Here is a 26,371-nt window from a genome sequence, read left to right as displayed (position 1 = left end):
TCCGTTATGACTATCCAAACCGCATCTACCAAAAATCCCGGCCACACCATCAACCTCAAAGATACCAAAATACTTATCGTCGATGATGAAGACATTCTCGCGTGGAGCATAGACACCGAGCTTCGCGGACTTGGCGCCGAAACCATGCGAGCCGGTAGCGTCCGGGAGGCCATTGAGCGTTTCCACCAATTCACCCCGGACGTAGCTGTCACCGACCTACGCCTGCCAGATGGTAATGGATTAGAATTGTTGAAGAAATGGAGAATAGAACACCCCGACATGCCGGTAATCTTAATTACCGCCCACGGCGCCATCGATTCGGCCATCACGGCGCTACGCCTTGGCGCCTGTGACTATTTGCAAAAACCGTTCGATATGAAAGATCTTCTAGCTGCCGTCGGCCGCGCCACCGAAATTGCTAAATTGCGCCAAAAAGTCAGCCGTCTGCAAGGCCGCGAAGCCGGCTGCAGTGAAGTTAAAATCATCGGCGACACCGTCGCCATGCGGCAACTCCATAGCGAGCTCGCTAGAATCGCCAAAAGCAAAGCTCAGACTGCACTTATTCTCGGCGAAAGCGGCAGCGGCAAGGAGCTAGCCGCACGGGCCATCCACGAGTGGGGTGATCGGGCAGGCCACCCCTTTGTCGAGATCAACTGCGCATCGATACCTGAAACGCTTCTCGAAAGCGAGCTATTCGGTTACGAAAAAGGCGCCTTTACCGATGCCCGAGAACGCAAGCTAGGACTTTTTGAGATAGCCCGAAACGGCAGCATTTTTCTTGACGAGATTGGCGATATGCCGTTGAAACTCCAAGCCAAGCTACTCCGGGCGATCGAATATCGACGGTTTAAACGCCTCGGTAGTATTAAAGATATTGAATTTACCGGACGTATTATCGCTGCAACCCACCGCAATCTACTTGAGGAGGTGGCCGAAAAGCGCTTTAGAGCCGACCTCTATTACCGCCTCAGCGCTTTGCCAGTTTACGTACCGGCACTGCGAGAACGTATCGACGACCTCCCTCACTTAGTCGCCTTCTTTCTGACAAAACTAAGTTCGGACCTGGAACTTCATAGGCCTGACGTGAGTCGGGAGGCTTTAGCTGTGCTAATGCAACACGATTGGCCGGGCAATGTGCGTGAATTGAAGAATGTGCTCGAACGCGCGCTGGTATTTTATGAACCTCAATTACTTGAGCCCCGCCATCTACGCATAGATACCGTACCCGAGTCTCTTAGCGCGCCACCGCTGAGCAGCGACCTTGAACCGCAAGCGCGGCAATTGCCAATGCCTAGTCCGGTACTCGCACCAACCAATGAGCGGCAGTTACCTATGCCGATCCGCGCCGGAGCCATGGCACACCCGACGAACGCTGATCGCCAAACAACCATGACCTGTGATCGATTGCCTAGCACGCAAGCCCCAGAACCAGTCACCAGCAACTTTCGGTTACCAGCCTCGGGTGTAAATTTGGATGATCTTGAAAAGAGCCTTTTGACGCAAGCTTTAGACCAGGCTAGACACAATCAAACCCGAGCGGCACAATTGTTAGGGATTACCCGTCATACTTTGCGCTACCGAATGGAAAAGCATGGCTTGCTGGCACCGCACCACGGCGCCCTGGCCTGACCCCAATCGCACGCGAGAATTTTGGGTATGTAGCGAATTGTTGATTCCATGGAGGGATACGCATGGCTTTTTCACTATGCAAAGTATGTAGAGTCGTTGGTTTAACCTTAAGTTTTTTGCCTACTTGGCAAATGAGCTACGCAGCTCCAGGCACCAAGGCGAAAGAGGACGCACCGACACAGAGCATCATGCAACAAATTATCGCTCCTTTATCTCGTGTTTTGCCGCTAAGTTTTGATGATTCTAGCTTTGAATCGGCAAAAAACAGAGCTGCGATCAGCAAAGATTTGAAACAACTCATGGATAGCGCAACCCACCTCGAAGACCACGCACGGCGCAAAGATAAGGCCTTTGACTACATCGCCAAATCGCTCCGTAACGATGCGCGTCATGCATATCGCCGCTTCGAGCGTGGCGATTTCGAAGAGGCAAAATTCGCCATACACAATATGACTGAAAATTGCATTGCCTGTCATGAGAGCCTACCCGAAACGCACAAAGTTCCACCTGCTACTGGTTTCTTCGCCGCACTTAAAATTGACCGCCTGCATCCCCTCGAGAAGGCTCATTTCTACGTAGTGAGTCGACAGTTCGATGATGCAATGAAGACCTATGAAGACTATTTTGCCAGCGGCAACGTGCCACTCAATAGCATTGGTTTGCTCGGCTCGTTTACCGATTACCTAAAAATCGCCACTAATGCCAAAGGCGACCTCGATCGCCCCAAAAAACTGATAGACAAAATCCTAGCAAGACCTGACCTACCGGGGCACGTCAAAAGTCAAATGAGCCATTGGCTTGATGCCATTCAGCAACTCGAGAACGAAAAAGCACTCGCCAAAACCGATGTAGCAACCGCTCATAGAGTGCTGTCTCAAGGCCGGGAAATGATGGAATTTCCGCGCGACCGTAATGGCACAGTTCATTACATCACCGCAGCAGCTATCCTCAATCGTTACGTCCACGATCACCCAGAGGCAACGCCCGATGTCGCCGAAGCCTACTACTTACTCGGAATCACGGAATCGCTGCTATCTCACTCTTATTGGATCTCCAGGGAGGAGTTTGATTTTGAGACGGCTATCCGTATGGCTCCCGCAGCGCCTTTTGCTGAAAAGGCCTACGCGCTCCTTGAGGAGAGTTATACCGTTGGGTTTAGCGGCTCCAGCGGCACTCATATCCCGCCTGATGTTAAGGCACTGCTCGCCGAGCTGAGGAAATTAATCGACAACGCTAAGTCACAGCAAAAAACCTAAAGGAGGCCAGAAATGCAATCTGCATTTGGAATTGTCATCACAGCCCTATCAGCAATGGCCCCAATAGCCCAGGCCGCTGACAGCAACGTCAAAGTTTTAATGCGGGACAAGCTCACCGCCGCTCATGGTCTTCTCGATGCACTTGCCACCGAAGACTACAGCAAGCTTGAGCATTTTGCCGGGATGCTTCACGACCTTAGTAAGGCCACGACTTGGAGTAAACGCGATTCACCAGACTTCCAGTTTTACTCGAAGAGTTTTCAAACTGCAGCGGCATACGTCAAAGATCAGGCTAAGGCCCATAATCTCGAGGGAATTACGGTAGGTTACGTACGTGTCTCTCTCGAATGCGTCCAATGCCACAAATTTGTCCGCGGACAAACGCCGAAGCACTAACAAACTAAATTGTTTGAGTTTACGGACGGACACCTTCAGGGTGTCCTTTTTTTCACCACTAAACGTCCCATAATTTATCCACGTGGCCTATTTCCAGCCTTCGTCGTCCGCGATCCGATCTACAACAGAATGAAACTATTAGATTTAATATTTCATTGCTGTATTTTTATGCACGGCACAGGCGTTGCAGTGATATTGGGCGGAGGGAGAACACTCCTTATGCCACGCCCCGTAAAACTCAACTCCAGGGACTTCAAACGAGCTGTCGGATACCTGATCCGCAATCACGATCGCTCGATTTCGCTGGAGGAACTGGCTGACTCCACAGGGCTGGCAAAAGTAAGCTTAAACCGTCTGTTCAAATCAACCTGTAGTCTGACTCCCATGCAGTGGATTTGGAACTACCGCGTACACTTGGCAAAGACTGTCATAACCCACAAACCAGATTTAGAACTCCGTCACGTCGCATCCGTTTGCGGGTTCAGTAATCAAGCACACTTTTCAAAACGGTTTGTTGACCAAATTGGGGCACGACCGGCAGCCTTTAGGGCAAAAATTAGATCCGTGCAAACCAGCCGAAAAGTAGTTGCTGCCGATGTAAAAACGCCACTTTCGCAGCGCCAGCTTAACAAATTTAAAAAAGCGGCTCTTAGCTCCTTTCAAACAAATCTGACACCAGGGAGTCACTGACCTCGGGTACTCCCTGCCCCCCAAAAAACTACGAATGGAGCTGCCGCACAGAGGCCGCGTCACAGCCTCGATAGAGAGCCCAAGTACGCGTTTTATAGTCGTAGCAGAACCAATCAAGCTCGTCGTCAAAGTATTTCATCGCTAGTAGACGGGCACGCGAAAGTAATTTCACTGCTCTTACCCTCGCTGACTTATGAAATCGCGCCGAATTTGTTTGCGTGGGTTGCATGCGGTACACAAAAGCTAGAATTTCACGAAGGGAACAGCGTCCACCCTTTGCTATCGCGTAGAGACGAAAAAGACGCAGAGTAAGATGAAAATCACTCAAGTCTAATACCTGATCCGCGAAATAAACATTAGTTCCCGCAATTTTTAACTGACGTTTTGACCAGGGACCGTCTCTCAGTCCCACATTCACAAAAGATCTTCCACTCACGCCAGTCACTAATTCAGTCACATTCTGTTCCACCGAAATTTGCTCCCACCAAACAGTTTAAAACGACAAGAAGCAGTAAAATAACCACATGCGAGCCACTGTCAATTGCGACAGAGTGACTTGCGCCAGATGTCCGCGCCATCACCCTGTCAAATGGACTAAGAAAATTGATTCGACCACCTCGTAACATGCAACGAAATCGCATAGGAAAAAAATTCCTCCTTTAATTTCAGCACCTAGCTATGGTGCTCACAGCAAGAAAAAATACCCAACTGACAAAAATTTAGGCAATTCTCGCGACACCCTAATGACCCGGCCAGATTGGCCAAAGCGACGCCTTTTTGTCGCCCGACCAACATGACACTTTGGGTAGGACACTCAAGTATTGGCGCGGTCGTGACGAATCACCCAATTGAATGCTTAGGATTTTAATTATGGTGTTCGTGCGCGCTCTCACGTACGACGCAACTTCGGGGTAAACCTCCGTAGTTGTACCCAGGAGAGTGGATCATTCTGGAGTTATGATTTCATGAGTTTGCGCATGACAACTTGGCAAAAAGCGACGCTAGCTGCGATCAGCTGCGCGCTTCCGCTAACGTTGGCATTGCGAAATATCATGAACTCGAGGCCGAGCCAGAAATTTGGCGAAGTCGTGCTCTTTGAAGAACTGATGCGCTCGAAGATGGAGGAGCTGTCTGACAACGATATCCACCTCTCCACGGTTCGAAGCGAAATGGCCAAATTTGAGGGGCAACGCAAGCAGCTATTAACCGAGCTCACCGCTATGCGCGATCAACTAACCCAGCTCGTCGACGCCGAACAAAATGACCTCAGCGAACTACCCGAAGAAGCCGAAGACACTGACCAGCAAAGCCGCTAATGATCTAAATCTAATTCATTTACACGTTTTATTTATAGTTAACCAAGCCCAGGCGCGGGAGGACCATTATCAGTAGGTTTCTAGCTGTGCATGTTACACTAAAAGAATCCCCACCTTTTAGCATCTGCATAGCCGAAGCGACCCACCGAGTGGTCAAGGGCTAAGACGCAGGAGACGGCATCATGGAACATCTACAGAAGGAAGCACTAGCCACGATACTGGCTATGTCGGATGACCGGCTAGCTGCGTATGCGGCAGCAACCTCGGCAACCAATGTGGCCGTGTTACTCTCGGTTATGCCCATCAAGCGCGCTAACCAGATCTTTGCCACGTTACCACCGAGCAAGTTAGCCGCAGCTCTCGGTCACAGTAAGGCGGTGCCACCTAACGGTGTTGTGATAGTGGCCCGCGAGCTTGAACAGATCAATAAAGGTCTCGGCACTCCCGAATCACCTCGCGAGCAGCAAAAGCCGACGCCGAATTATCGTAAGACCGCTCTCTCTGCCGCCCCCTTTATCCTCATCGCCAGTGTCGCTTGGGCTATTTATTTCGTGACGGTTCCTAAACACAAAATGGTCATGCCCGCCCAGACTGCCGCCGAGCGCCGCTCTAGCCAACTAACAGCCGCAGCCGCTAAAGCTAACGTTAAAAACCAACAGGTCGCTGCAGCCGATTCCGGCGCTAGCACGGCAACGCTGACTGCTAAGCCGCTGGCTGCGGTTGAAAAGCTCAGCGAAATGGTGGATGTACTCGGTCAAAAGGACAAAGAAGAGATGGGTCCACCAGTGCAGCCACTGCCTGTGGCGGCTAGTGGAGCAAAACCGGTCAATATGTTACCCAATGCAACTAAACCGACACCAGTTAATACCGCTGCAGCTGACTCCACTGAGCGGAAACTGGATACTGATGTCGTTGAAGAAGATGACGAAGGCGCCGGGTTAAAACTCACGGAGTTTAAATACAGTCTCCATAGACAGCAGGGTATGCGGATATCGTTCCGTCTACGCAATGACCGCGCCGTTCCTGCCCTAGGTAGTATCCATGCTACGGCACGCTACCTGCATCGTGACGGTCGGGTAGAGATTATAGACTCAACTCCTCATGCCGAAAAATTTAAAGTACGCAGCTTAGGCGTGCCCAAGGTGTTGGAGTTCAAACCCAACAAAACAGATGGGACCTTTGTTGATCTGATTATCGATGTTAGGAACCTCAAGGGTCTGAGCCTACTCCATCGTCAGTTCGAAGTGACTGGTACCTAAAAAGGTACTCACAGAAACTTGTCGAACTGAAGATAGCTCACGAAAAAATCCGCGATCAATATAGCCACGAGGGAGGCCACAACCGCTTCCGTCGTGGCTTTTCCAACTCCTTTGGCACCGCCACCAGCATAAAAACCGCGAAAACATCCAATCGATGCGATGAGCAAACCAAACACGGCCGACTTCTGCATCCCCTGTGTTAGATAGGCGGGACGCACCAACCAGCGCATCTTCTCAATAAATACCCCAGTATCGACATCATAAAATGCGACAGCCACACCGTAAGCAGCGACACTACCGACCAGAACAAAAACACAGTTAAGTAGTGGCATGACCAGGCTGGCTGCTAGTATCCGGGGAGCGACTAGGTAGCTGTAGGGATTCACAGACATGATTCTCATGGCATCGATTTGCTCATTCACGCGCATCGTGCCAATTTCGGCTGCCATTGCAGATCCCGCCCGAGCAGTTACCAGAAAACCACAAAAGACTGGCGCCACTTCCTTAGTGAGAGAAATACCCGTGGCAGCCCCTAGCAAGGACTCCGTACCAAAGCGCCGAAAGATGTTGCCGAGGATGAGGCCAAAAATAACCCCCACCAGAGTACCAGCTATGACGACAATCCCAAGACTGCGATTACCGACAAACTCCATTTGCCGGAGCAAGAGACGCCTATCTATCATCGGCACCATGCAGCGCTTCACACCCTCAAGAAAAAACGTCGTGAATCGTCCGAATTCACTGATGGGCCGCACGAAAAAGTCATCCCATAATCTATTCATAGCTTCGGATATCAACGCAGCACCCCCCAACATCCAAGCGGCAACAACTCATCAGTCTAGCTAAGTTTAACCGAGGCGGACCTAAGCCTCTAGACTTGGCTAGCTTCGAGTTCAAAAGCCGATTGATTTATTCAATGTTTTTAGATTGTTATCGTCAACACACAATATCAGAGGCATCGACTTAAACTTTGTGCTAGGGACGGAGTTTCCTTATGACTCGAAGACTCTATGATCAATCACAAGCAAACTGCGTCAAAACAAGAATTCAGGAATGGATTCGCCGAGGGATTCATAGGCCTAGCTCCGATGGAAGGCGTCACCAACCTAGCCATGCGCCTATGGTTCCATCTAGTCGCGGCGCCGCAAGTCATGGCTACGCCTTTTCTTCGAGTGACTGCGACCTATCCACAAAGGGAACTACCACGCGAATTCGCTCCTGAATTAGACGAGCTACGATCGTATTTACCCTACCGTCTGGTACCCCAGCTCATGGCGGCCGAAACCGACGACTTTCTCCGCGTGGCGCCAGCACTACTAGAACATTGTGATTTCGTCGAACTCAACTGTGGATGTCCTTCACCTAAGTGCGTGGGCAAAGGTGCAGGCAGTAGCCTCCTCAGAGACCCCGATGAATTTGGCGCGATGGCCTCGCGGATTAGCGGGGAGTTGGGACCTACCCGATTTGCCATCAAGATGCGCACCGGATTTCAAAGCGCTAGTGAGTTTAATGCGCTGATCGAGCCTCTACGCCAGTTGCCTTTAGCCCGACTGACGGTTCACGGACGCACGAGACCAAGCCGCTACACAGGACAAGCCGACTGGGACTTGATTGAGCGGGCTGCACAAAGAGCAGTGGCACCGGTCGTCGCATCCGGTGACATTACGGACCTCAAGAGCCTCCGGGAACGCCTCGCCATGGCCCCATCAGTAAGCAGGGTCATCATTGGACGTGGTGCCCTGCGCAACCCGTGGATTTTCTCGGAGCTGCGTCAATCGCGCAGCGAGCGGCTTCCCTTTCAGACACTAAAAATTAGCCTCATGGTGCAAGCCCTATTGCACGAGCTAATGGCTACAGACCCCGCGGCGGTCTACGCGTTGTGCAAGGATGGGTGTTTTACTGTCAGCTGCGGCATGGATTACGATCGTTGGGCAAAACTCTACGGCGTATTGGCAACTAAACTTTGGCCTGGCCATTCAGGCTATCCGGAACACCTACGGGAAGTATCGCGGGCCACTCTAGGCAGGGTCAAATTGGTATGGAACTACCTTAGGTCTAGTCTACCAACGCCATTTTTTGCTCCACTGCCCTTGCGCGCAGCAAACATAGAAGAATTTATTCAGGCCTTAGAACACTGCTATAGCCTGATGGATGATCCGGCCGATCTAGAGTTAAAACATAATCCCGACCTCGACTGGGTGTACAACGGCGAGAAAAAGGTTAAAGTGGGGGAATCACCTAGCGCAGGGGTACCGCAAGCCCCGCTATGACGTTGAGGGCTTAAAGGCAGTGAAGCTGGAATTGCAAACTGCAGGTGGCAGCAGAGCAACGCTCTTGCCGGAGCGTGGTGGGTTGTTATCATCCCTAGCACTCAAAAGCGCCGATGGCATGTCCCGCGATGTGCTTTGGCTCTCGCACCAATTCGATCTCAGGGAAAGCGGCTGGCCCGCTGGTGGCATGCCCCTTATGTTTCCATTCGCTGGGCGAGTCTTCCATGGGCTCACTCCTTTTCAATATGAGCTGGCAGGCAAGATTTGGCAAATGCCACTGCATGGATTTGCCTACGCTCACAAATGGCGGGTTGTCGCCGCTGACGACCGTACCGCCGTGCTATCGCTCCATACGAGCGATGCCTCGCGGCAATTATTTCCGTTCGATTTTGATTTAAAAGTAAAATACACGCTAAACGATACAAGTTTGCTCATTGATACAGAAGTATCCTGTCTTGGGGCACACTCTCCCTTGGCACCACGCATGCCTATGGCCTTAGGGTGGCATCCCTATTTTTATCTACCTAAATGGCAAGGATCGGTAGATGCAACGGCAAGGTTACAAACTTCAGCACAGATACAGCTTCCAGTCACCGCCATAGGTGGCGCCGGCAAACCTACTGCTTTTCCAGGCTCATCTTTGCCTGATCATCAAGTTCTCCATCAGGCGCATCTCAGTAACCTCATACTTGGCGATCTTAAAAGTGATCAAGCACTGGTTGAGTTTCCAGCTAGTGGTTATGCGATAGCCCTTGGTTGGGACCCATCCTATCGCTACTTAGTGCTTTGGACCCAGAGCGGCCAGGAATTTCATTGTGTCGAACCCTGGATGGGACTACCCGATGCTCTCAACAATGGTGCGGGGCTCAGATGGCTTGCGCCATCTGAGAGCCATAGGTCCCGAGTCACGATAGGCATCCTTTAGATTACGCCTGAACGCGGCTTCTCAAGAACTCCGTTAACAGCTGCAGACACTGCCCTGTCCCTCCGGCCTCGATGCACCCACCGGTATTGCCTTCGCTCCAGGCATACATATCAAAATGAGCCCAAGGCACATCACCGATAAAGCGCTGGAGAAATAGGGCGGCGACGATAGGACCACCGAAGCGGCTGTGACCGGAATTAGCCATGTCGGCCACAGGGGTTTTGAGAGCACTAAAATAGTCACCAAAAAGCGGCATGCGCCAAGTTGGATCTGCTGCACGTTTGGCTGCCTTAAGGAGAGATTCTGCCAACGCGTCGTTATTGGCAAACATGCCGGCCACTCTAGTGCCGAGCGCAATGCGCATGGCGCCAGTAAGCGTCGCTAAATTAATCAAAAGCTCCGGCTTATCATCACCCTGCGCCTTTACGGCCACATCAATCGCATCTGCTAAAACTAAACGCCCCTCGGCATCAGTGTTGTCGATCTCAACAGTGAGGCCACTCCTCGATAGCAGGACATCACCGGGACGGACCGAGGTCTGATCAACCGCATTTTCGGCAAGCGCCAGATATATGTCACAGGGCACCGGTAACTGCGAGCGCTCCAGCCAAAGTGCTAGACCAGCCAAAGATGCCGAACCGCCCATGTCCTTTTTCATGAGACGCATGCCAGAGCTAACCTTGATATCAAGGCCACCGGTGTCAAATGTGATCCCCTTGCCGACGAAAGCGATCGGTCGGACGCTCTTCTTGACGCCTTTAGGGCGATACTTCAAGTGAACTAAAGCTGGCCCCTCTGTTGCGGCCTGCCCTACGCCAAGAAGTAGACCCATCCGCTCCTTTTTCAGACGTGCAGCGCCCCACACATCAACCTGCATGGACTGTGACGCGGCAAAAATCTCTTCTAGTAAATCTGCATACGATTTGGGGTTGAGTTCTGCCGCAGGAACGTTAACTAAATGCCGGGCAAAATTTAGAGAATTACCGAGGTGCTGCGCAGCCTCAAGAGTCTCCGTTTTTACCCCTTGTACCGAGATCCGCGGAAGTTCGGCTGTCCCTCGCGGCTGACGAATCAGTCGGTAGCGGTAGGCACCTAGCTCGAGGCCCACCAGGGCGCCACATTGCTCATCATCAGTGGCGGCAACGAACTCAACTTTAACCTCACTGATGGTCTGCTCCAGTAATGGAGAGACCACTTGCGCCGCTAAATCTCTAGCAACCCCGTACTCGCTGACTTTGAACAGATCGTGATGTGCATGAGCTACCGTTCTTGCCTCAAGCTGCACCAACCATAAGGGCCCGTCATCTGTCGGCAAGTGAACGATCTCACCCCGCTTACGACCAACGCGTTCCATCTGCCAAGGCGGCAACTTAAGGCCAAGGTGCTTTAATGTCATACTGGTCGAAGCCGCTTGCCCGGCGACAACAACCCGGCCGCTCAGCGCCTTTTCTGCCTTGGATGCGGTCTTAGATGCGGCTTTAGCATCGCTTGACCCACCGATCCATCCAGCGAGACTAAGGTCGAATGCCTTTAGCTGCCATGACTTATCGGGGCTGCGACTGGTACGCGAAGATTTGACTGGCATAGGAAGTCCCATCCATTTTTGTCGATTTGGTAGTGTGTCATAATCTTATCAGAGGCTTTCAAAATCAGCATATTTTGACAACTATTGTCAAACCTAAGCCTCCACATCTAAGATGCGTTTTCGAGCTCACCCAAACCCGAGTGGACTAAGGTTATGGCCGTACTACATATTCCCGTTTCAGGACAGAGACTTAGCGACCAGACTGCGGTCACTAGCTACTTGCAAGGGCGCGGTATTTGTCACGAGAGGTGGGAGGCTCCAGTCTACTTTGCGGACGATGCACCGGAGGAGGTGATCCTTGAGGCATACGGATCCAAACTTAAGCCGTTCATGGAGCGTGCCGGTTACGTGGTGGCTGATGTGATCAGCGTCCACAGTGGCACCCCTAACGTGGCGCAGTTGCGCGCCAAGTTTCTGGGCGAGCACACGCATGTTGAGGATGAGGTGCGTTTTTTTGTCGACGGGCAGTCGCTCTTTTGGTTTCACACGGAAGGCGAGGTTTTCTCGGTACTCTGCGAGCGGGGCGACCTCCTCGGCATACCGGCTCACATGAAGCACTGGGCCGATATCGGTGCTAATCCCAGCTTCAAGGCGATCCGCCTCTTTGTCGACGCCGCAGGGTGGGTGCCTCATTATACAAACTCCGGTATAGACGCTAAATACGCGGCCGGCACTTGACCACATCAGGTGGAGGCGATAGATATAGGGTTCGCAATCAGGGTCCCTCCAGTTTGCCCTATGTCCACAAGAGGACGATGTACAGCATGCCTAAAGTTACGATAACGACCGACAATAAGACCATCGACGTTCCGTCGGGCTACGCCATGATTGACATGTGTGAAGACCACGATACCTCTATTCTTTTTGGCTGCCGCGACGGTGCTTGCGGTGCCTGCATGGTGCGCGTCCTTGAAGGGGCTGACAACATCAGCCCGATGAAGGATGACGAGCGCGACTTTCTTGAGACGATGGCGGCCGAGCCCAATGAGCGGCTTGCCTGCCAGTGTGTAGTCTTTGGCGACGTTAAAGTTGAAGTCTCGGACTAAAACGAAGGCGACGCCTGAGTCGTCAGCACCCGCGAAAAAGCGCCGCCGCATCCCTCTTGTCGAGATGTTTGCGCGTTTTGAGGCACACAATCCTGATCCTCGCTGCGAGTTATACTACACCAGCAACTTCCAATTGCTGCTTTCCGTCATGTTGTCGGCCCAAACGACCGATAAAGCGGTGAACGCAGCCGTGCGCGAGGCTTACGACGCTGGCCTTGGCCCTGATGATGTCGTCAGACTTGGAGCCGATGGCATGCTCAAGCTTATTCGGCGCATCGGCCTAGCCCCCACCAAGGCTAAAAGGGCTGTGGCGCTAGCCACTGATATTATTGAAAAGCACGCTGGTAAAGTACCCGGAGAGCGGGCGGCCCTGGAGGCCCTGCCGGGTGTTGGGCGCAAGACTGCCAATGTAATATTGGCGGAGCTTTTCGGCGCACCTACACTTGCGGTCGATACTCATGTATTTCGCGTCACAAGGCGCCTTGGGCTCCACAACGAGAAGACGCCGGAGGCTTGCGAGACAAAGCTGATGGCCCAAATCGACCGCAAGTATCTGCCTCGGGCCCATCACTGGTTCATCCTGCTGGGTCGATACACTTGCAAGGCTCTGCGACCAGCTTGCGATCAGTGCTACTTAGCCGATATTTGCCCGAGTTTTAAGGCTTCAGTGTCCAAGGCGGCGAGGACTGCAGCAAAGCATTGATACCAACCTGGCGCAGCTTGGCCAGAAGCGGTAGAAGCGGCAATCCGATGATCGCTGATTGGTCGCCGTTGACGCTACTGAATAGGTGGACACCCTTATTTTCGTACTGGTAGCAGCCGACGCTGCCGCGCCATTCGCCCGTGGCCAGATAGGCCTCGATCTCATAGTCGGACAGAGGACGCATGGTCATGCCGACGTCGACTCTTTCGCTGTGGACGATCACTGGCGTGTCACCACGGTTGCCGTAGGCGAGAGCAAAGGCTGAATGCAGATAGTGCGTACGTCCCGCTAGGGCTTGGAGCCGCTCTCTGGCCGTGGCTACATCGGGCGCCTTGTCAAAGGTTAAGTCCTCAAAACTAAGCACCTGATCGGCGCCGACCACCATGGCATCGGGATGCATGGCTGCAACGGCCATGGCCTTAGCCTCGGCACGGCGGCTAGCCTGCACACCGGGGGTGTCACCATGAATGGTGTATTCGTCAATGGGTGCCGCTGCGGCCTCGAACTCCAGTCCAGCGGCGCTGAGGAGCGCTCGCCTAAATGGTGACTGGGAGGCTAGGATGAGCTTTTTTACACTTGCCATGCAGATGCCTCTTCTGAGACTAAGGCCGGGCTGATTTGCCGCGGAGGAACCGTGAGATCTCCTAGTGATACCCCAGAAGTGCGCTCCTGTCAGCCCGCAGCGTCCGGGCCCGAACCTGATAGCGATTTCCTGCCCGACGAGTTTAAACGATTCGTAGCAGATCCCGATTCGGTCACGAGCCGCATTGCTAGGCAGTTCCAGGTACCAGCTGAGACCGTGCTAAACTGGCGCTGGCATATGCGCCGCCAGATTGGGGACGGTACTAGCGCGGCCAGTGTCTTACCGCTCGCCGCGACGGAACGAGATGGCTTCCACCTGCTCAAAGACGCCTTCGTCGCCGGTATCACCCCCTACTACATGGGGCTCATGAACCCAGACCCCGATGTCCCTTGCCCTGTGCGCCTGCAGGCTCTGCCACGGAGCGAAGAGATCGATGTGCGCCATGGAGTCATGGATCCCTTGGACGAAGTCCCTCACTCGCCGGTCAAGGAGGTAGTGCAGGTTTATCCAGACCGCGTGGCCTTCTGCGTCGCTCAACTTTGCCCGGTTTACTGCCGCTACTGTTTTCGTAAGCGTCGCGACGAAGAGGACGGACTCCACTTTAACCGTCGCATCATTGACAACGGCATCGCCTACATCGCCAGCAATCCAGCGATCCGGGATGTGCTCGTGACCGGTGGCGATCCCTTCATCGCTAGTGATAGCGCTCTCGAGAACCTGCTCGAGCGTCTGCGCGCCATACCGCACGTTGAGATTATTCGCTTTGGTACACGCACCCCGGTAACCCTCCCCTACCGAGTCACAGCTAAACTGGCGAAAATGATTGCTAAATTTCATCCAGTTTGGGTAAACACGCACTTCAACTGCGCGGAAGAACTGACACTCGAAGCCGTCCAGGCTGTCCGTAACCTAGTTGATGCCGGCATTCCGGTCGGTAATCAGTCGGTACTCCTTAAAGGCATCAACGACACGAGGGACCGCATGATGCCCTTGTTAAGAGGACTGCTCAAAGCCCGCGTGCGGCCCTACTACCTGTTTCATCCCCATTTGGTTGAAGGCACCGAGCACTTGCGCGTACCGATCGATGACGGCCTCAAGTTGATGAAATCTCTGCGTGGCAATATTACAGGTATGGGGATTCCGACCTATATTGTCGATACCCCTTCGGGCAAGGTGCCGATGCTACCCAATCACGTATTAGGTCGCGACGGTGAAGACCTTCTACTCGAGGATGTAAGGGGCCAGATTTGGCGCGAGAAGGCCTCGCTACGTCCTTGACCTTCTGATATAACCGGCCGATATGACAGATTCTAACTGGAAACGGCGGAATGACGAGGTCGCATGCTGCGAGAAGGTGTCGATTTTTACTGGAACGAAGACGGCCTTATGGTACTGACCGCCCACTATCTCTTGGCGCGTGGTCATTGCTGTAAAAACGGCTGCCGCCATTGCCCCTACGGTTTTATCAAGGGTGCGACGCCCCCGGAGCAGGCTTGTGAAAAAGTGGAACCTCATCGACGAAGCAAAAACTCCTGACGGAACCGCCATGGCTCTTTATGAGCACGATGGCGCCTACTCCATACGGGTCGGCGGCCTGGAGCTCATGTCTACACGACAGTCTAGCAGCGAAGAGCGCATGGCAGAGATCGCCTGCGAGCAGTTGGTGGGCAAAAAGAAACCGAAAATTCTCATAGGTGGTCTCGGCTTCGGTTTTACCGTGCGCGCTACGCTGCGTCTGGCGCCAAAAACGGCGGTCGTCACTGTAGCCGAGCTGATGCCAGCGGTGATTGCTTGGAACAAGAACCCGGACCTACCGCTGGCGGCGGACGTTATGCAGGATCCGCGCGTACGCATCATCCAGCGCGACGTCATGGAGATCATAGCTACCGCCAGGGGGAGCTACGATGCCATCATGCTCGACGTCGATAACGGACCAGCTGGCTTATGCACTAAAGACAACGACGACATTTATAGCGAAGTGGGACTCCACCAGATTCAAAGTGCCCTAGCGCCTGGCGGCACTGTGGTCTTTTGGTCTGCAGCGGCGTCACCGATTTTTGCTAAAAGGCTAGGCCGGATTGGTTTTGAGGTTAACGTTACCAGAACCAAATCACACGGCATGAAGGGTAGTTGGCACACCCTGTTTGTGGGACGGCGGCCACAGTAAATCGCAGGTGCCCGCTTGTCGATCCCCGCGTCGGTCAATATAATAACATCCATCGTTCATTTATAAGACCCAGGGACCGCCATGAAACACATTCTGATCACCGGGGCGACCGACGGCATTGGTAAGGTTACTGCAAGGGAACTTGGTCGGCCGGACACCACAATCTGGGTCGTGGGCCGCAACGCCGCCAAGACCACAGAAACTGTGCGCGAGCTTCAGAGTTTGCGCCCGGCTGCCACCTATCACGGATTGGTGGCCGACCTATCTAGTCCACCTGAAGTTCGTCGTCTCGCGCTTGACGCACAGAACCAGATCCCGCAGCTCGATGTGCTTATCAATAATGCTGGCGCCTACTTTCAGATGTACGAAAAAACACCGGAGGGTTTTGAGCGCACTTTTGCCCTAAATCATCTGGGTTACTTCGTCTTGACGCATCACTTACTTCCCTTGGTGCGTAAATCTCCTCGGGGCCGCATCATTTCGGTATCGAGTGAGGCACATCGCGGCGCTAAACTCGACTTTGAAAATTTGCAAGGGGAGCGTCACTACAGCGGGTGGGAAGCCTATTGCCGTTCCAAACTTTGCAATATTTTATTTACCAAAGAATTGGCCAAAAAGCTTGCCGGTGGCTCCATCACCGTTAACTGTCTGCACCCAGGATTTGTGGCGTCTAAGTTCGGGCATAACAATCAGGGTGCCCTAGCAGTTTTACTTAAGCTCAGTCAAAAAATCTTTGCCATTAACGAAGACAGGGGTGCTCAGACCAGTGTTTACCTAGCCACTTCAACCGATGTATCTGGAATAAATGGCGACTACTTTGCCAGCTGTGAGGCCAAGAAGCCGTCTCACATCGCTACGGACAGTGAGCTGGCAACTAAACTTTGGACCATCACCGAACAGCTCTGCGCACCGTTCCTCAAGGCCTAGGCCTCGGCCCATCGGCGGCGATCAGTCTTAAGCCGCGGTACTCTTTTGGTCAGGCAACTGGCTCATCAGTTTGTCGATCAGTTCGATAAGATCGTCTGCCGCCAGGCTGGCTGCATCGAATCGCAGAAAGTTTAGGAATGCATGCATGACCTGCGGATAAATGGCTATCTCTACGGAAGTACCAGCCTGCCTTAGGCGCGTAGCAAAAGCTAAGCCTTCATCCAGCAAGATGTCACAGCCCACCAGCGCCATCAGCGTCGGCGGCAAACCCGTAAGATTTGAGTGCTCTAGAGGGCTCAGTCGCCCATCCTTCAGAGAATGGGACTGCGCATAGTGTCTAACAAACTCCCTCATCATGCTAGCCGTGAGGAGGAATCCTTGGTCGTAGCGTTGAAAAGATGACCAAGTATCAAGTGCCGAAGTCACGGGGTAAATGAGTATTTGGGCGTCTGGCAGGCGCAAATTCTCGTCGCGCGTCTTGATCGAAAGCACAGCAGCGAGATTGCCGCCTGCACTGTCACCACCTACCATCAAACCCTGCCTATGTAGCTGGCCATCGCTGCGGCATCTTGCCGTAAGCCATTGCCACGCCTCTACAGCATCATCGATAGCAGCCGGAAACGGATGCTCAGGTGCTCTTCTATAATTCAGTGCATAAATCTTTAACGACAGTTTAGATGCGAGTCTGGAAAAAAAAGCATCAAAACAAGAAGCACGTCCAATGACCCAGCCGCCACCGTGGAGATAAAGTAAAGCTGGACGCTCAGGACTTAAACCTGGTGTTCCCCAGGTTTGTATTACGAGATTATGCCGCCGATTTATAACAAATGATTCTTTATTTATTGTCGTGGTGATTTTTGGGCTACCTATCTTAGCCATTATTGTAAACAAAAATCTTTGTATACTTGGCGACAAGTGTTCAAAAGACGGCAACACATTTAATAGGCGCACTAAGACCGCAAGGCTTGGGTCTAGGTCCTGACGTGTCGCGTACTCTTTAAGTTGGTAGGCCATGGTGATCTGATTGCGATGTGTCTAAATAGGAAATCTCAAGTTCCTATTTTAGTCGAAATGCTATCAGTAGGCGAGCAAAGGGCAATTTTTTCCGCGAAAAACCACCTATTTTAGGCAAAAAAGACTACCCACTTGCAGGTACTCTCTGTAGCTTCACCGCTTCGCTTTGGATGCACCATGAGGACCCGATGGCTTTTACTTCCGGCGCCGTGCGTAGGCGCCTTTGGCCCGTTGTTGGCTTCGAACATTATATGCTCGCCGATGACACGCAGCGTCATCCGATGGTGTTTTGGCTGAAGGCGACATTTACCGGCCGCGTTGACAGGGAACGATTAAAACGGTCTCTACAATATACGGCAAGTCAACAACCGCTATTGCGCTCGCGCCTATACACTAACTTTTTTAAATTTAGATTTCTTTTAAGATGGCGTGAAGATGCCGACACCGAAGTGTTTCTGGATGTAGCACCCAAAGGTACGCCGCTTAACTTCCCTCGGCCTGGACAACTCGGATTCGACCTAAGTAAAGAACCAGGGCTTAGACTTTTCGTCCGCGAAGATAATGAGTCAAGCGAGTGGTATTTACAACTCCATCATGCAGTCACCGACGGCACTGGAGGTCTCAGATTTCTTGAGAAGTTATTTGAGGCCTATGCCAACGGGGCGGCAGTCTGGCAAAGGACCGTCGCAGATGAGGCGCTACCGCCACATGCAGTGCGGCGGTTTACCAGACGTGGATACTTTGATCTGAGCTTTTGGCAAATCGTCAAAAGGCTACCCATAGACCTAAGGACTACGTTTACCTACTACGCTGTCATCCCAAGACCCTTGGCGCGACGGCGGCAAGACTCGCCGACCGCGTTGGATTACCGGCAAAAAAAATCACCGACGAGTATCAATTATACGTTTAGTCCTGAATCTACAGCAGCACTCAAACGTTGTGCACGGGCTTTTCATGGCACGCTCAACGATCTTTTATTGCGCGACCTGTTTCTCAGCCTCGCTAAATTTAACAAGTCTGGCAGCAAAAGACGTACCATCCGCCTCTGTATGCCTGTGAATATGCGCACCCCGCATGATGATCATCTGCCAATCGCTAACTACATGGGGATGTATGCCCTGGACCGCACGGACGCTGAGTTGAGGCAGCCGCATGAATTGATGACCAGCATTACGACCGAGACAAAGCGCATCAAATCGCATCGTTTGGCACTCGCCATCGCCTTCGTCCCCAAGCTGCTGACATTTGTGCCGGGACTCCTGACCCTAGCCTTGAAGCGTCCCGGCTATTGGAAATGCGCCGCCACGGTTGTACTAAGCAATCTTGGACCTAGCTTTCGGCGTCATCTCCTGCCAAACAACAGTGACGGCCAGGTTGTCATCGATCATTTAGTGCTGAAGCGTCTTGAGTTACTACCACCCGTGAAGATTGATACCAACCTTGCGATTGGCGTTGTAACGTATCATGATGCTATGACGCTCACCTTTCACTATGACCCACTAGCGCTCTCGGCACACGACGTGCGGACGATCCTAGCTGATTACGTGTCTCAACTCTCAGATTCCATGATGCTGGACATTGGTCAGTCTGACGCTGCCAAATTAAGCACAGCAGTCGATCCTGCGACAAATCAGCCGCCTGCGAGTCCGTTAGACAAAAGACACTTACCATCTTTGACCAATTGAAGTAACGGTGCATGGCCGATTTGGTAGGACAGAGCGGCCGGATGCGTTAGGTTCCAGACCGCCATGTCGGCACGCTTACCGATCTCAAGCGTACCGCGCTCTTTTTCTATCCCCAAGGCCTTGGCAGCGTGTTTAGTGACGCCTAGAAAGGCCTCCTCGGGCGTAAGTTTAAAGAGCGTGCAGGCCATGTTCATAGCAAGCGGGAGCGAGAGCAGGGGGGAAGTCCCCGGATTACAATCGGTAGCGATGGCGACGGCCACTTTGTGCGCGCGCATACTAGCTACCGGCGGGATTTTTGTCTCACGCAGAAAGTAGAACGAACCGGGAAGCAGCACAGGCACCGTGGGCCCCTCGGCCAGCTTGGCGACCACTTTGGCCGGCAGGTACTCCAAGTGATCGACCGATAAGGCATCAAGCCTCGCGGCGAGGGCCGAGGCACCGAGGTCTGAAAGCTGCTCTGCATGGCACTTAAGCGAGAGCCCACAAGCTAGTGCTGCATTAAAGATGCGCTCGGTCTGCGCCAGGCTAAACGCGATGGTCTCACAGTAGACGTCTACAGCATCCGCCAAGCCTAGCTGCGCTACTTTAGGAATCATATCCCGACAGATGAGATCGACATAGTCGTCAGGCCTCTCCTTAAACTCCACCGGGATGGTGTGCGCACCAAGATAAGTGCGCTTTATCGTCACACCGAGATCGGCTTCGAGACGCTGGGCGACGCGCAGCATTTTCAGTTCGTTCTCGATATCAAGACCATAGCCTGATTTGACCTCAAGCGTCGTGGTGCCGGATGCCATCATGGCTTTGACGCGCTCCCGACTTGCAGCCAGCAGATCGTCCTCACTGGCTGCCCGCGTTGCCTGAACGGTTGCCTTGATGCCACCACCCGCCTCGGCTATCTCCTGGTAGGTCGCTCCCTTGAGGCGTTGCTCAAATTCCCGGAGTCTGTCACCAGCGTAAACCACGTGAGTATGGCAGTCGATTAGCCCCGGCGTGATGCAACCGCCTCGGCAATCGATCACCGTGCTGGCGCCAGCGGCTGGTGAGGTCGGAATTTCCGTCAAGGGACCTAGCCAGGCGATCCTACCGTCTTTGGCAGCGATAGCTCCGCTTTCGATGATACCGTAGCCACCATTGGCTGTGGCAACGGTGGCATTGATCCAAACTTTATCCCAAAGCCTCTGAGCCATGTGCGTAGTCCCCACCCTCTGAGCCGATCGCATCTTCTCTGCCTAGCCTACCACAGCCTGTGCTATCGGGACCTAGACATACTTCGATCTTGCCAAGTCGAGCACCCTGCAACAAAATAGGAGGCTAAATACCTCCAAACACCTCTGCTGCGGGGATTCGGCGTCGTGACTGTCATCGACCGCTACCTAAAACCTGATATGACGCTGTGGCAGGGCAGACCAGATGCCCCGAGCGGTTCGGCCATGTTTCAAATCGCGCAAGCACTTGACCTATCCCTTGTACAGCCCGGGCAAATTAAGCGCCCTGGATTTGCCCTCATAGGTTTCGCCTGCGACGAGGGGGTGAAAAGAAATCGTGGACGCCCAGGCGCTGTGGGTGGCCCCCCGGCCGCACGGCGTGCCTTTGCACGCTTACCCGTGCACCGGGAGGGAGTCGCCCTATATGATGCTGGCGATATCACCTGTAACGACGGCAATCTTGAGGCGGCGCAACAGACGCTTGCTGGGGCCATCGGGCAGCTGCACGAGCAGGGGCTGACGCCTCTACTTGTGGGTGGCGGTCATGAGCTGGCCTACGGTCATTTTCTGGGCCTAACCAAATCCTTCCCAGGTCAGGTCATTGCTACGGTCAATATCGATGCCCATCTCGATATGCGCCCACTGATCGAGCAAAAGCTCGCATCTTCGGGTACACCATTTTTGCAAGCGGCCGACTTATGTAAAAGGTTAGGTATCGCCTTCAACTACGCGTGTATCGGAGCGCAACCGAGTGGCAATACCAAAATGCTCTTTGAGACGGCACGCCACCATCAGGTCGAGGTCGTGACAGCGCAGCAAATTGAACCGACAATCGATTCAGTCGCAGCTCACATCTTGAGCCAAATTGGATCTAAACATGAAGTTAATTATCTAACGATTTGCCTAGATGCCTTTTCTGTCGCAGTAGCTCCCGGAGTCAGCGCCCCACAACCCACCGGTCTCAATCCCACGACCGTGCTCCCTTGGATCCGCCTTTGGGCAGGGAGCGGCAATTTTAGGAGTTACGATCTTGCTGAGCTCTGTCCGCTCCTAGACCAGGATCAAAAGACCGAACGCTTAGCAGCCCAGCTACTGTTTGAAATATTTCATCATCACAAATTTGTTGATGCTTAAAACGAAGCCATCTGAGGTATCGCCATGTCCCATACCAGTCGTCATGATCCGAGTCGCAAAATCAAGGCTGCTCACGGCACGAAGCTCACGGCAAAATCGTGGCTCACCGAGGCACCGCTACGCATGCTCATGAATAATCTTGATCCCGATGTCGCCGAGATTCCGAGTGATCTCGTCGTCTACGGCGGCATCGGTCGCGCCGCTCGCAATTGGCAGTGTTACGACAAGATTGTGGCCACGTTGACGCAGCTGGAGGAGGACGAGACACTACTCATTCAATCGGGTAAACCTGTTGGTGTTTTTAAGACGCACCAGGACGCTCCACGGGTCTTAATCGCAAATTCCAATTTGGTGCCACATTGGGCCACGTGGTCGCACTTTCATGAGTTAGATGCCAAAGGGCTCATGATGTATGGGCAGATGACGGCAGGCTCCTGGATCTACATCGGGTCCCAAGGGATCGTGCAGGGTACTTACGAAACTTTCGTCGAGGCAGGTCGTCAGCATTTTGGCGGCAATCTCCGCGGCAAATGGATTCTCACCGGTGGGCTCGGTGGCATGGGTGGAGCTCAGCCATTGGCGGCGACCATGGCCGGAGCATCGATGCTTGCTGTCGAATGTGACCCACATCGTATCCAGCGGCGCCTGGAGACGCGCTACTTAGATCTAGGTGCCAAATCTATTGATGAGGCGCTTGCCATGATTGACCATCACCACAAGCAGGGCCAGGCCGTCTCCGTGGGACTACTTGGTAACGCGGCCGACGTTTACGCAGAGATGGTGCGGCGCAACATAAAACCCGACATGGTCACCGACCAAACGAGTGCCCACGATCCACTCAACGGCTATTTGCCTCAGGGATACACGCTCGAACAGGCTGCTGACTTGCGGCGCTCAAATCCGGATCAAGTGGTGCGGGATGCTAAGGCCTCGATGGCGGTCCAGGTTAAAGCCATGCTTGAATTCCAAAAACGTGGGATTGCCGTCTTTGACTACGGCAACAACATTAGGCAAATGGCCAAGGATGTAGGTGTTAGCAACGCCTTTGACTTCCCCGGTTTTGTTCCGGCCTATGTGCGTCCACTTTTTTGCCGTGGCATTGGCCCGTTCCGCTGGGCAGCGCTGTCGGGTGACCCTCAGGATATTTACCGCACCGACGCCAAGGTCAAGGAGTTACTGCCAAACGACACCCATCTCCATCGATGGCTCGATATGGCAAAGGAGCGCATTCAGTTTCAAGGTCTGCCGGCGCGCATTTGCTGGGTTGGTTTAGGTGACAGAGCTAGGCTTGGACTGGCGTTTAATGAGATGGTGCGCCGCGGGGAACTGAAAGCACCGATCGTGATCGGCCGCGACCATTTGGATTCAGGCTCCGTAGCGAGTCCCAACCGCGAGACTGAAGCCATGCTCGACGGCTCGGACGCCGTCTCCGACTGGCCTATCCTCAATGCGCTACTTAACTGCGCCAGCGGAGCTACCTGGGTGAGCCTACATCACGGTGGAGGCGTCGGTATGGGCTACTCCCAACATTCTGGTGTCGTCATTGTCGCCGACGGCACGGACAGCGCCAAGCGGCGTCTGGAGCGCGTGCTCACAAACGATCCAGCTACTGGGGTCATGCGTCATGCCGACGCCGGATATCAGATAGCTAAGGATTGCGCTAGGGAGAAGGGCATGAAGATGCCCATGCTGGACTAGGTAGCGACATCGTTGATTAGACTCTCCATCTCGTGGCAGCAGCGCTGGCTGCGCCACCTGGCCCGAATCTTGCTCAGCCACTGCACTGATACTTGCCGCGTCACGCCATCGGGCCGCTGCTCAATCATTTTTTGTTTTAAAAAGGATCGCTGTCATGAAGCTGCTCAAGTCCCTGCCCAGACTAAGCTATCTCCTAGTCGCCAACGTCCTCATCACTGGTGCCTGCGGTCATTCGGCCTCGGGAGCCAAACTTGCTTCTATGACTAAGCCAACGCCACAAGTTGAGCTAGCAACTGATGAAATGACGATCAAGACGTATCCCGCATCCACCCAAGTGACCTATCTCGATATCGATGTGCTAGCCCTAAACAAAGCGGACGCGGGTGTAAAGGGTGAGCTCCTCGTCTGGATATTCCCGTCTCATGAACCTGGTCATCTCGTTAGCTATCTAAAGACCCCAGTAGCCTTGGAAGCCGGCCAAAGTAAAATCGTGAGCCCTAAACTATCCTTAGTTAAGCCATTGTCGGTCAAAAACGGCGAGCCCACGAGGTACTTGGTGAAAGCAAAATTGATCATCGATGAAAAAGAAGTCACGAGCTTCGAACGAGACATCGAAGTTAAATTCTGACTTCATGCGCCACTATCGTGTCACTCTGCCTAAAGTTTTGACAGCCCTGTCGTTAAATTAGACGGCTGTGCAAGCTAACTCATTGAAGCTGAAGCTTTGCATGGCAGCTGCTTGAATGGCATCTCGTTTGCAGCATTCAGAGATAACTTTGGACGATGAGGGAGTAGCCATGAGCATGAAGTTGTTTCTGACCAGTACCGTTGTAGCGATGTCCATTCTTGTCACTGGGTGTGGGTCTGAAAAAAGCAACCGACCTACAGAAAAAGAAGAGATACCCGAAGGTGCCAGTGCACCACTCAATAATAGATTCGGTGCTTGGGCTCCACTAAAGGCCCAGGTTATCGACTATGATGGCAATTCTTCCATGGTCTGCGCGGAGGGTCAAACGAGCTACTTCATCTACTTGAAGACGGGAATGGTGATCGACCAAAAACGAATCAGCATCAATCTAAGCTGCCCAGAAGCCGCTCAATTGATGGATTTTAGCTGCGAATATAATGGTAGAGCATACGTACTCTATGCAGTTGCCAAAGGCGAAGTCGTACGCAATGGCAACCTGGGCGTTTATCAAAATCAAAACGACTGCCAAGGCTACGCTTACGCTTTAAAACACAAACAGCCCTAATGGGCAGTTCCGGTCACCAACGTCCGTAGTAACCGCCACCATTGTGTGCGCCAAGGTCCGGATAGATCAGTCCACCAGTGGTGTACCCACCGCCGTAGCCGCCACCCCAAGGGCCGTTATGAGCTCCGAGGTCTGGGTAGAGAAGACCGCCAGTCGTATATTGCCGATCTTCGTAAGGACGCGGGTAGTATACAGGGCTGTTATTGGCACCAAGATCGGGGTAGAGCACGCCACCTTGGGGATTCACGTAAACTGGTACCACTTGACCGTTTGCCAGTTGTACATAATAGGCGATGCGCAGTCCGCCGCCGCCACAGACGTGGTCACAAACCGGATGCATCCACGATTCACCACACTTGCCCCAGCTAGCCTGCTGTTCACAGGTGTAACCACCAACAGAAGTACTGCCCCCACCGCAGGCATAATCGCAAACTGGGTGCATCCACGATGCGCCACACTTGCCCCAGCGCGCCTGATCTTCGCAGCTGAAACCACCGACAGCGGCGCCTTTGAGCGCGCTCGTCTCAGTCCTGATGGTCTCCGTTTTTAAAGCATCGCCGCAGCTATAAGCAGCCGCGAGTAAAAGTGCGCATCCGGTAGATAAGATAAAACGACGCATGGTCAGTGCCTCCCTTTTAAGTCCGATAACATTGTAAATTAAAAAATACGAGTTAAAGGGCGTCTGCCGCCATCTTCTTTAAAAGCTCAAAGTCCAAGGACGCCATCGGTGCCTCCTCAAGCTCAGTCCTGATCCCACGACGGCGCTGATCCAGATTCCAAATCCGATAACAGGTGCTGTGATGTGGATCGCTGAAACTGCCAATAGGAACTCTTAACTGCCTACCATGTTCGGACCAGCGCGGATTGGCATCGTACAGTTGGCGGCAACGCGCTAGGCCAAAGTTAAGGGGCGAATCCAGAGTATTGGGATCAAAATAAGCGGCAAATGCCCACCAGTGATCAAAGGCGGCCGACACAGGCAATCCTACCAGGGAGAGCCATGAGAACGCTAGATTATCAGCCTCCTCTTCGGTGGTGTAATAGCCTAGTTTATCATTAAGAGCCTTGGTGAGAATCTGATCGTTAATCTCAGAGTCTCGGAACATTTTTTGATTCATCGACCGAGCTGCATCGATAAGACGCCACTGAGATCCCGTTTCGTTCGGGATATCCGCACGCCAAAATACTTTTTTAACTTCTGACATCGGTACAAGCTCTGACGGCACCGACGCTAGGCACTGAGTCAAGCTGCGCTCCCACTCACGGTAAGTGGCGAGCGATTCCCCCAACAAACGCGACTGCGGAAACCGCCCGAGTAAAGCTAAGCGTCCCTGATCTTTCATCAGGCTAGTCCACGACAAACAATCCTGGTGACAGAGGGCGCTGGTATCATTACACGCCGGTTCTATCAGTGCTGTGAATAAATAACGGCCGTATGAAAACATCTCCGAATGCCAAACCTGCCCCGGTATAGGCTGAGTCCGTACATGGGGAATCTTGAGTAAACGTTGACCCAATGCCACAAGCGACGGCTCGCGCAAGGGTTGAGCAAAATGCTCAAATGCACCGTCACGCCGGTAAAAGTATTGAAATTCTTGTTTATTAACCAAAGAGTGTGAGCGAAAGT

The 26,371-nt window shown here is 53.0% G+C and carries 27 protein-coding genes; 20 read left to right on the top strand and 7 right to left on the bottom strand.

The genetic code is table 11. From position 1 onward, the window contains the following. Window positions 1–6 precede the first annotated feature (6 nt). From FJ146_13065 to FJ146_13050, 4 genes are all read left to right on the top strand, one after another. Complete coding sequence (locus FJ146_13065) at window positions 7–1,629, top strand: sigma-54-dependent Fis family transcriptional regulator (GenBank protein ID MBM4252896.1); 1,623 nt, start codon at window positions 7–9, stop codon at window positions 1,627–1,629. Between the two features lie 62 nt (window positions 1,630–1,691). Beyond that, entirely contained in the window at window positions 1,692–2,885 is a 1,194-nt protein-coding gene (locus FJ146_13060) for a hypothetical protein (GenBank protein ID MBM4252895.1), read from the top strand. A 12-nt stretch (window positions 2,886–2,897) separates the two neighbouring features. Then, the gene (locus tag FJ146_13055) at window positions 2,898–3,281 is read left to right on the top strand and encodes a hypothetical protein (protein ID MBM4252894.1); all 384 of its coding nucleotides are present in this window, start codon (window positions 2,898–2,900) and stop codon (window positions 3,279–3,281) included. A gap of 129 nt (window positions 3,282–3,410) precedes the next feature. After that, window positions 3,411–3,971, top strand: a complete 561-nt coding sequence (locus FJ146_13050) for a helix-turn-helix transcriptional regulator (GenBank protein ID MBM4252893.1) — start codon at window positions 3,411–3,413, stop codon at window positions 3,969–3,971. 28 nt (window positions 3,972–3,999) lie between these two features. Here FJ146_13050 and FJ146_13045 read toward each other — a convergent pair whose 3' ends face one another. Further along, complete coding sequence (locus tag FJ146_13045; GenBank protein ID MBM4252892.1) at window positions 4,000–4,440, bottom strand: hypothetical protein; 441 nt, start codon at window positions 4,438–4,440, stop codon at window positions 4,000–4,002. A gap of 508 nt (window positions 4,441–4,948) precedes the next feature. On the opposite strand from FJ146_13045, the gene FJ146_13040 reads away from it, so the two are divergent. Then, window positions 4,949–5,287, top strand: a complete 339-nt coding sequence (locus FJ146_13040) for a hypothetical protein (protein MBM4252891.1) — start codon at window positions 4,949–4,951, stop codon at window positions 5,285–5,287. A 182-nt stretch (window positions 5,288–5,469) separates the two neighbouring features. Continuing rightward, complete coding sequence (locus FJ146_13035) at window positions 5,470–6,546, top strand: hypothetical protein (protein ID MBM4252890.1); 1,077 nt, start codon at window positions 5,470–5,472, stop codon at window positions 6,544–6,546. Between the two features lie 8 nt (window positions 6,547–6,554). On the opposite strand, the gene FJ146_13030 is transcribed toward FJ146_13035, so the two are convergent. Beyond that, window positions 6,555–7,361, bottom strand: a complete 807-nt coding sequence (locus FJ146_13030; protein MBM4252889.1) for an ABC transporter permease — start codon at window positions 7,359–7,361, stop codon at window positions 6,555–6,557. A 195-nt stretch (window positions 7,362–7,556) separates the two neighbouring features. Between FJ146_13030 and FJ146_13025 the strand changes: the two genes are divergently transcribed. Together FJ146_13025 and FJ146_13020 are read left to right on the top strand one after the other, a co-directional pair. After that, window positions 7,557–8,816, top strand: a complete 1,260-nt coding sequence (locus FJ146_13025; GenBank protein ID MBM4252888.1) for a tRNA-dihydrouridine synthase family protein — start codon at window positions 7,557–7,559, stop codon at window positions 8,814–8,816. Continuing rightward, entirely contained in the window at window positions 8,725–9,741 is a 1,017-nt protein-coding gene (locus tag FJ146_13020) for a hypothetical protein (protein MBM4252887.1), read from the top strand. The genes FJ146_13025 and FJ146_13020 overlap by 92 nt, the downstream gene beginning before the upstream one ends. 1 nt (window position 9,742) lies before the next feature. On the opposite strand, the gene FJ146_13015 is transcribed toward FJ146_13020, so the two are convergent. Then, window positions 9,743–11,095: a leucyl aminopeptidase family protein gene (locus tag FJ146_13015; protein MBM4252886.1), complete on the bottom strand. Its 1,353-nt coding sequence runs from the start codon at window positions 11,093–11,095 to the stop codon at window positions 9,743–9,745. Window positions 11,096–11,479: 384 nt separating this feature from the next. On the opposite strand from FJ146_13015, the gene FJ146_13010 reads away from it, so the two are divergent. The 3 genes from FJ146_13010 to nth all read left to right on the top strand — a co-directional run bounded on the left by FJ146_13010 (window position 11,480) and on the right by nth (window position 13,075). Beyond that, window positions 11,480–12,004, top strand: a complete 525-nt coding sequence (locus tag FJ146_13010; protein MBM4252885.1) for a cupin — start codon at window positions 11,480–11,482, stop codon at window positions 12,002–12,004. Between the two features lie 77 nt (window positions 12,005–12,081). Further along, entirely contained in the window at window positions 12,082–12,372 is a 291-nt protein-coding gene (locus tag FJ146_13005; protein ID MBM4252884.1) for a (2Fe-2S)-binding protein, read from the top strand. A 64-nt stretch (window positions 12,373–12,436) separates the two neighbouring features. Then, the gene (nth, locus tag FJ146_13000) at window positions 12,437–13,075 is read left to right on the top strand and encodes an endonuclease III (protein MBM4252883.1); all 639 of its coding nucleotides are present in this window, start codon (window positions 12,437–12,439) and stop codon (window positions 13,073–13,075) included. On the opposite strand, the gene maf is transcribed toward nth, so the two are convergent. Further along, on the bottom strand, window positions 13,029–13,658 hold the full coding sequence (maf, locus tag FJ146_12995) for a septum formation protein Maf (GenBank protein MBM4252882.1): 630 nt from the start codon (window positions 13,656–13,658) through the stop codon (window positions 13,029–13,031). The two genes, nth and maf, sit on opposite strands and share 47 nt — an antisense overlap. Window positions 13,659–13,688: 30 nt before the next feature. Between maf and FJ146_12990 the strand changes: the two genes are divergently transcribed. The 4 genes from FJ146_12990 to FJ146_12975 all read left to right on the top strand — a co-directional run bounded on the left by FJ146_12990 (window position 13,689) and on the right by FJ146_12975 (window position 16,752). Continuing rightward, entirely contained in the window at window positions 13,689–14,936 is a 1,248-nt protein-coding gene (locus FJ146_12990; GenBank protein MBM4252881.1) for a KamA family radical SAM protein, read from the top strand. Window positions 14,937–14,999: 63 nt separating this feature from the next. Next, on the top strand, window positions 15,000–15,194 hold the full coding sequence (locus FJ146_12985) for a hypothetical protein (protein MBM4252880.1): 195 nt from the start codon (window positions 15,000–15,002) through the stop codon (window positions 15,192–15,194). After that, on the top strand, window positions 15,154–15,825 hold the full coding sequence (locus FJ146_12980) for a hypothetical protein (GenBank protein ID MBM4252879.1): 672 nt from the start codon (window positions 15,154–15,156) through the stop codon (window positions 15,823–15,825). The genes FJ146_12985 and FJ146_12980 overlap by 41 nt, the downstream gene beginning before the upstream one ends. Window positions 15,826–15,906: 81 nt before the next feature. Beyond that, entirely contained in the window at window positions 15,907–16,752 is an 846-nt protein-coding gene (locus FJ146_12975; GenBank protein ID MBM4252878.1) for an SDR family oxidoreductase, read from the top strand. A gap of 27 nt (window positions 16,753–16,779) precedes the next feature. On the opposite strand, the gene FJ146_12970 is transcribed toward FJ146_12975, so the two are convergent. Further along, complete coding sequence (locus tag FJ146_12970; protein MBM4252877.1) at window positions 16,780–17,766, bottom strand: alpha/beta hydrolase; 987 nt, start codon at window positions 17,764–17,766, stop codon at window positions 16,780–16,782. Between the two features lie 170 nt (window positions 17,767–17,936). Between FJ146_12970 and FJ146_12965 the strand changes: the two genes are divergently transcribed. Further along, the gene (locus FJ146_12965; GenBank protein ID MBM4252876.1) at window positions 17,937–19,451 is read left to right on the top strand and encodes a hypothetical protein; all 1,515 of its coding nucleotides are present in this window, start codon (window positions 17,937–17,939) and stop codon (window positions 19,449–19,451) included. Here the strand turns inward: FJ146_12965 and FJ146_12960 are convergent. Next, entirely contained in the window at window positions 19,397–20,641 is a 1,245-nt protein-coding gene (locus FJ146_12960; GenBank protein MBM4252875.1) for an imidazolonepropionase, read from the bottom strand. The genes FJ146_12965 and FJ146_12960 overlap by 55 nt on opposite strands. Window positions 20,642–20,806: 165 nt before the next feature. On the opposite strand from FJ146_12960, the gene hutG reads away from it, so the two are divergent. From hutG to FJ146_12940, 4 genes are all read left to right on the top strand, one after another. Next, window positions 20,807–21,793 carry a formimidoylglutamase gene (gene hutG, locus FJ146_12955; protein ID MBM4252874.1) on the top strand — a complete coding sequence of 329 codons (987 nt, stop codon included), beginning with the start codon at window positions 20,807–20,809 and terminating at the stop codon, window positions 21,791–21,793. A gap of 24 nt (window positions 21,794–21,817) precedes the next feature. Then, a complete protein-coding gene (gene hutU, locus FJ146_12950; protein ID MBM4252873.1) occupies window positions 21,818–23,491 on the top strand; it encodes a urocanate hydratase in 1,674 nt (557 codons plus the stop codon). Window positions 23,492–23,645: 154 nt separating this feature from the next. Beyond that, a complete protein-coding gene (locus FJ146_12945; protein MBM4252872.1) occupies window positions 23,646–24,119 on the top strand; it encodes a hypothetical protein in 474 nt (157 codons plus the stop codon). Between the two features lie 175 nt (window positions 24,120–24,294). Next, window positions 24,295–24,744 (top strand): hypothetical protein, encoded by a 450-nt coding sequence (locus FJ146_12940; GenBank protein MBM4252871.1) that lies wholly within the window; start codon window positions 24,295–24,297, stop codon window positions 24,742–24,744. 13 nt (window positions 24,745–24,757) lie between these two features. Here FJ146_12940 and FJ146_12935 read toward each other — a convergent pair whose 3' ends face one another. Beyond that, window positions 24,758–25,363, bottom strand: coding sequence for a hypothetical protein (locus FJ146_12935; GenBank protein ID MBM4252870.1), 606 nt, complete (start codon window positions 25,361–25,363; stop codon window positions 24,758–24,760). Window positions 25,364–26,371: the final 1,008 nt, after the last annotated feature.

The sequence above is a fragment of the Deltaproteobacteria bacterium genome (assembly GCA_016874735.1).
In the GTDB taxonomy this organism is placed as follows: Bacteria; Bdellovibrionota_B; Oligoflexia; order Oligoflexales; family CAIYRB01; genus CAIYRB01.
This window is presented reverse-complemented; position numbering and strand designations above follow the sequence as displayed.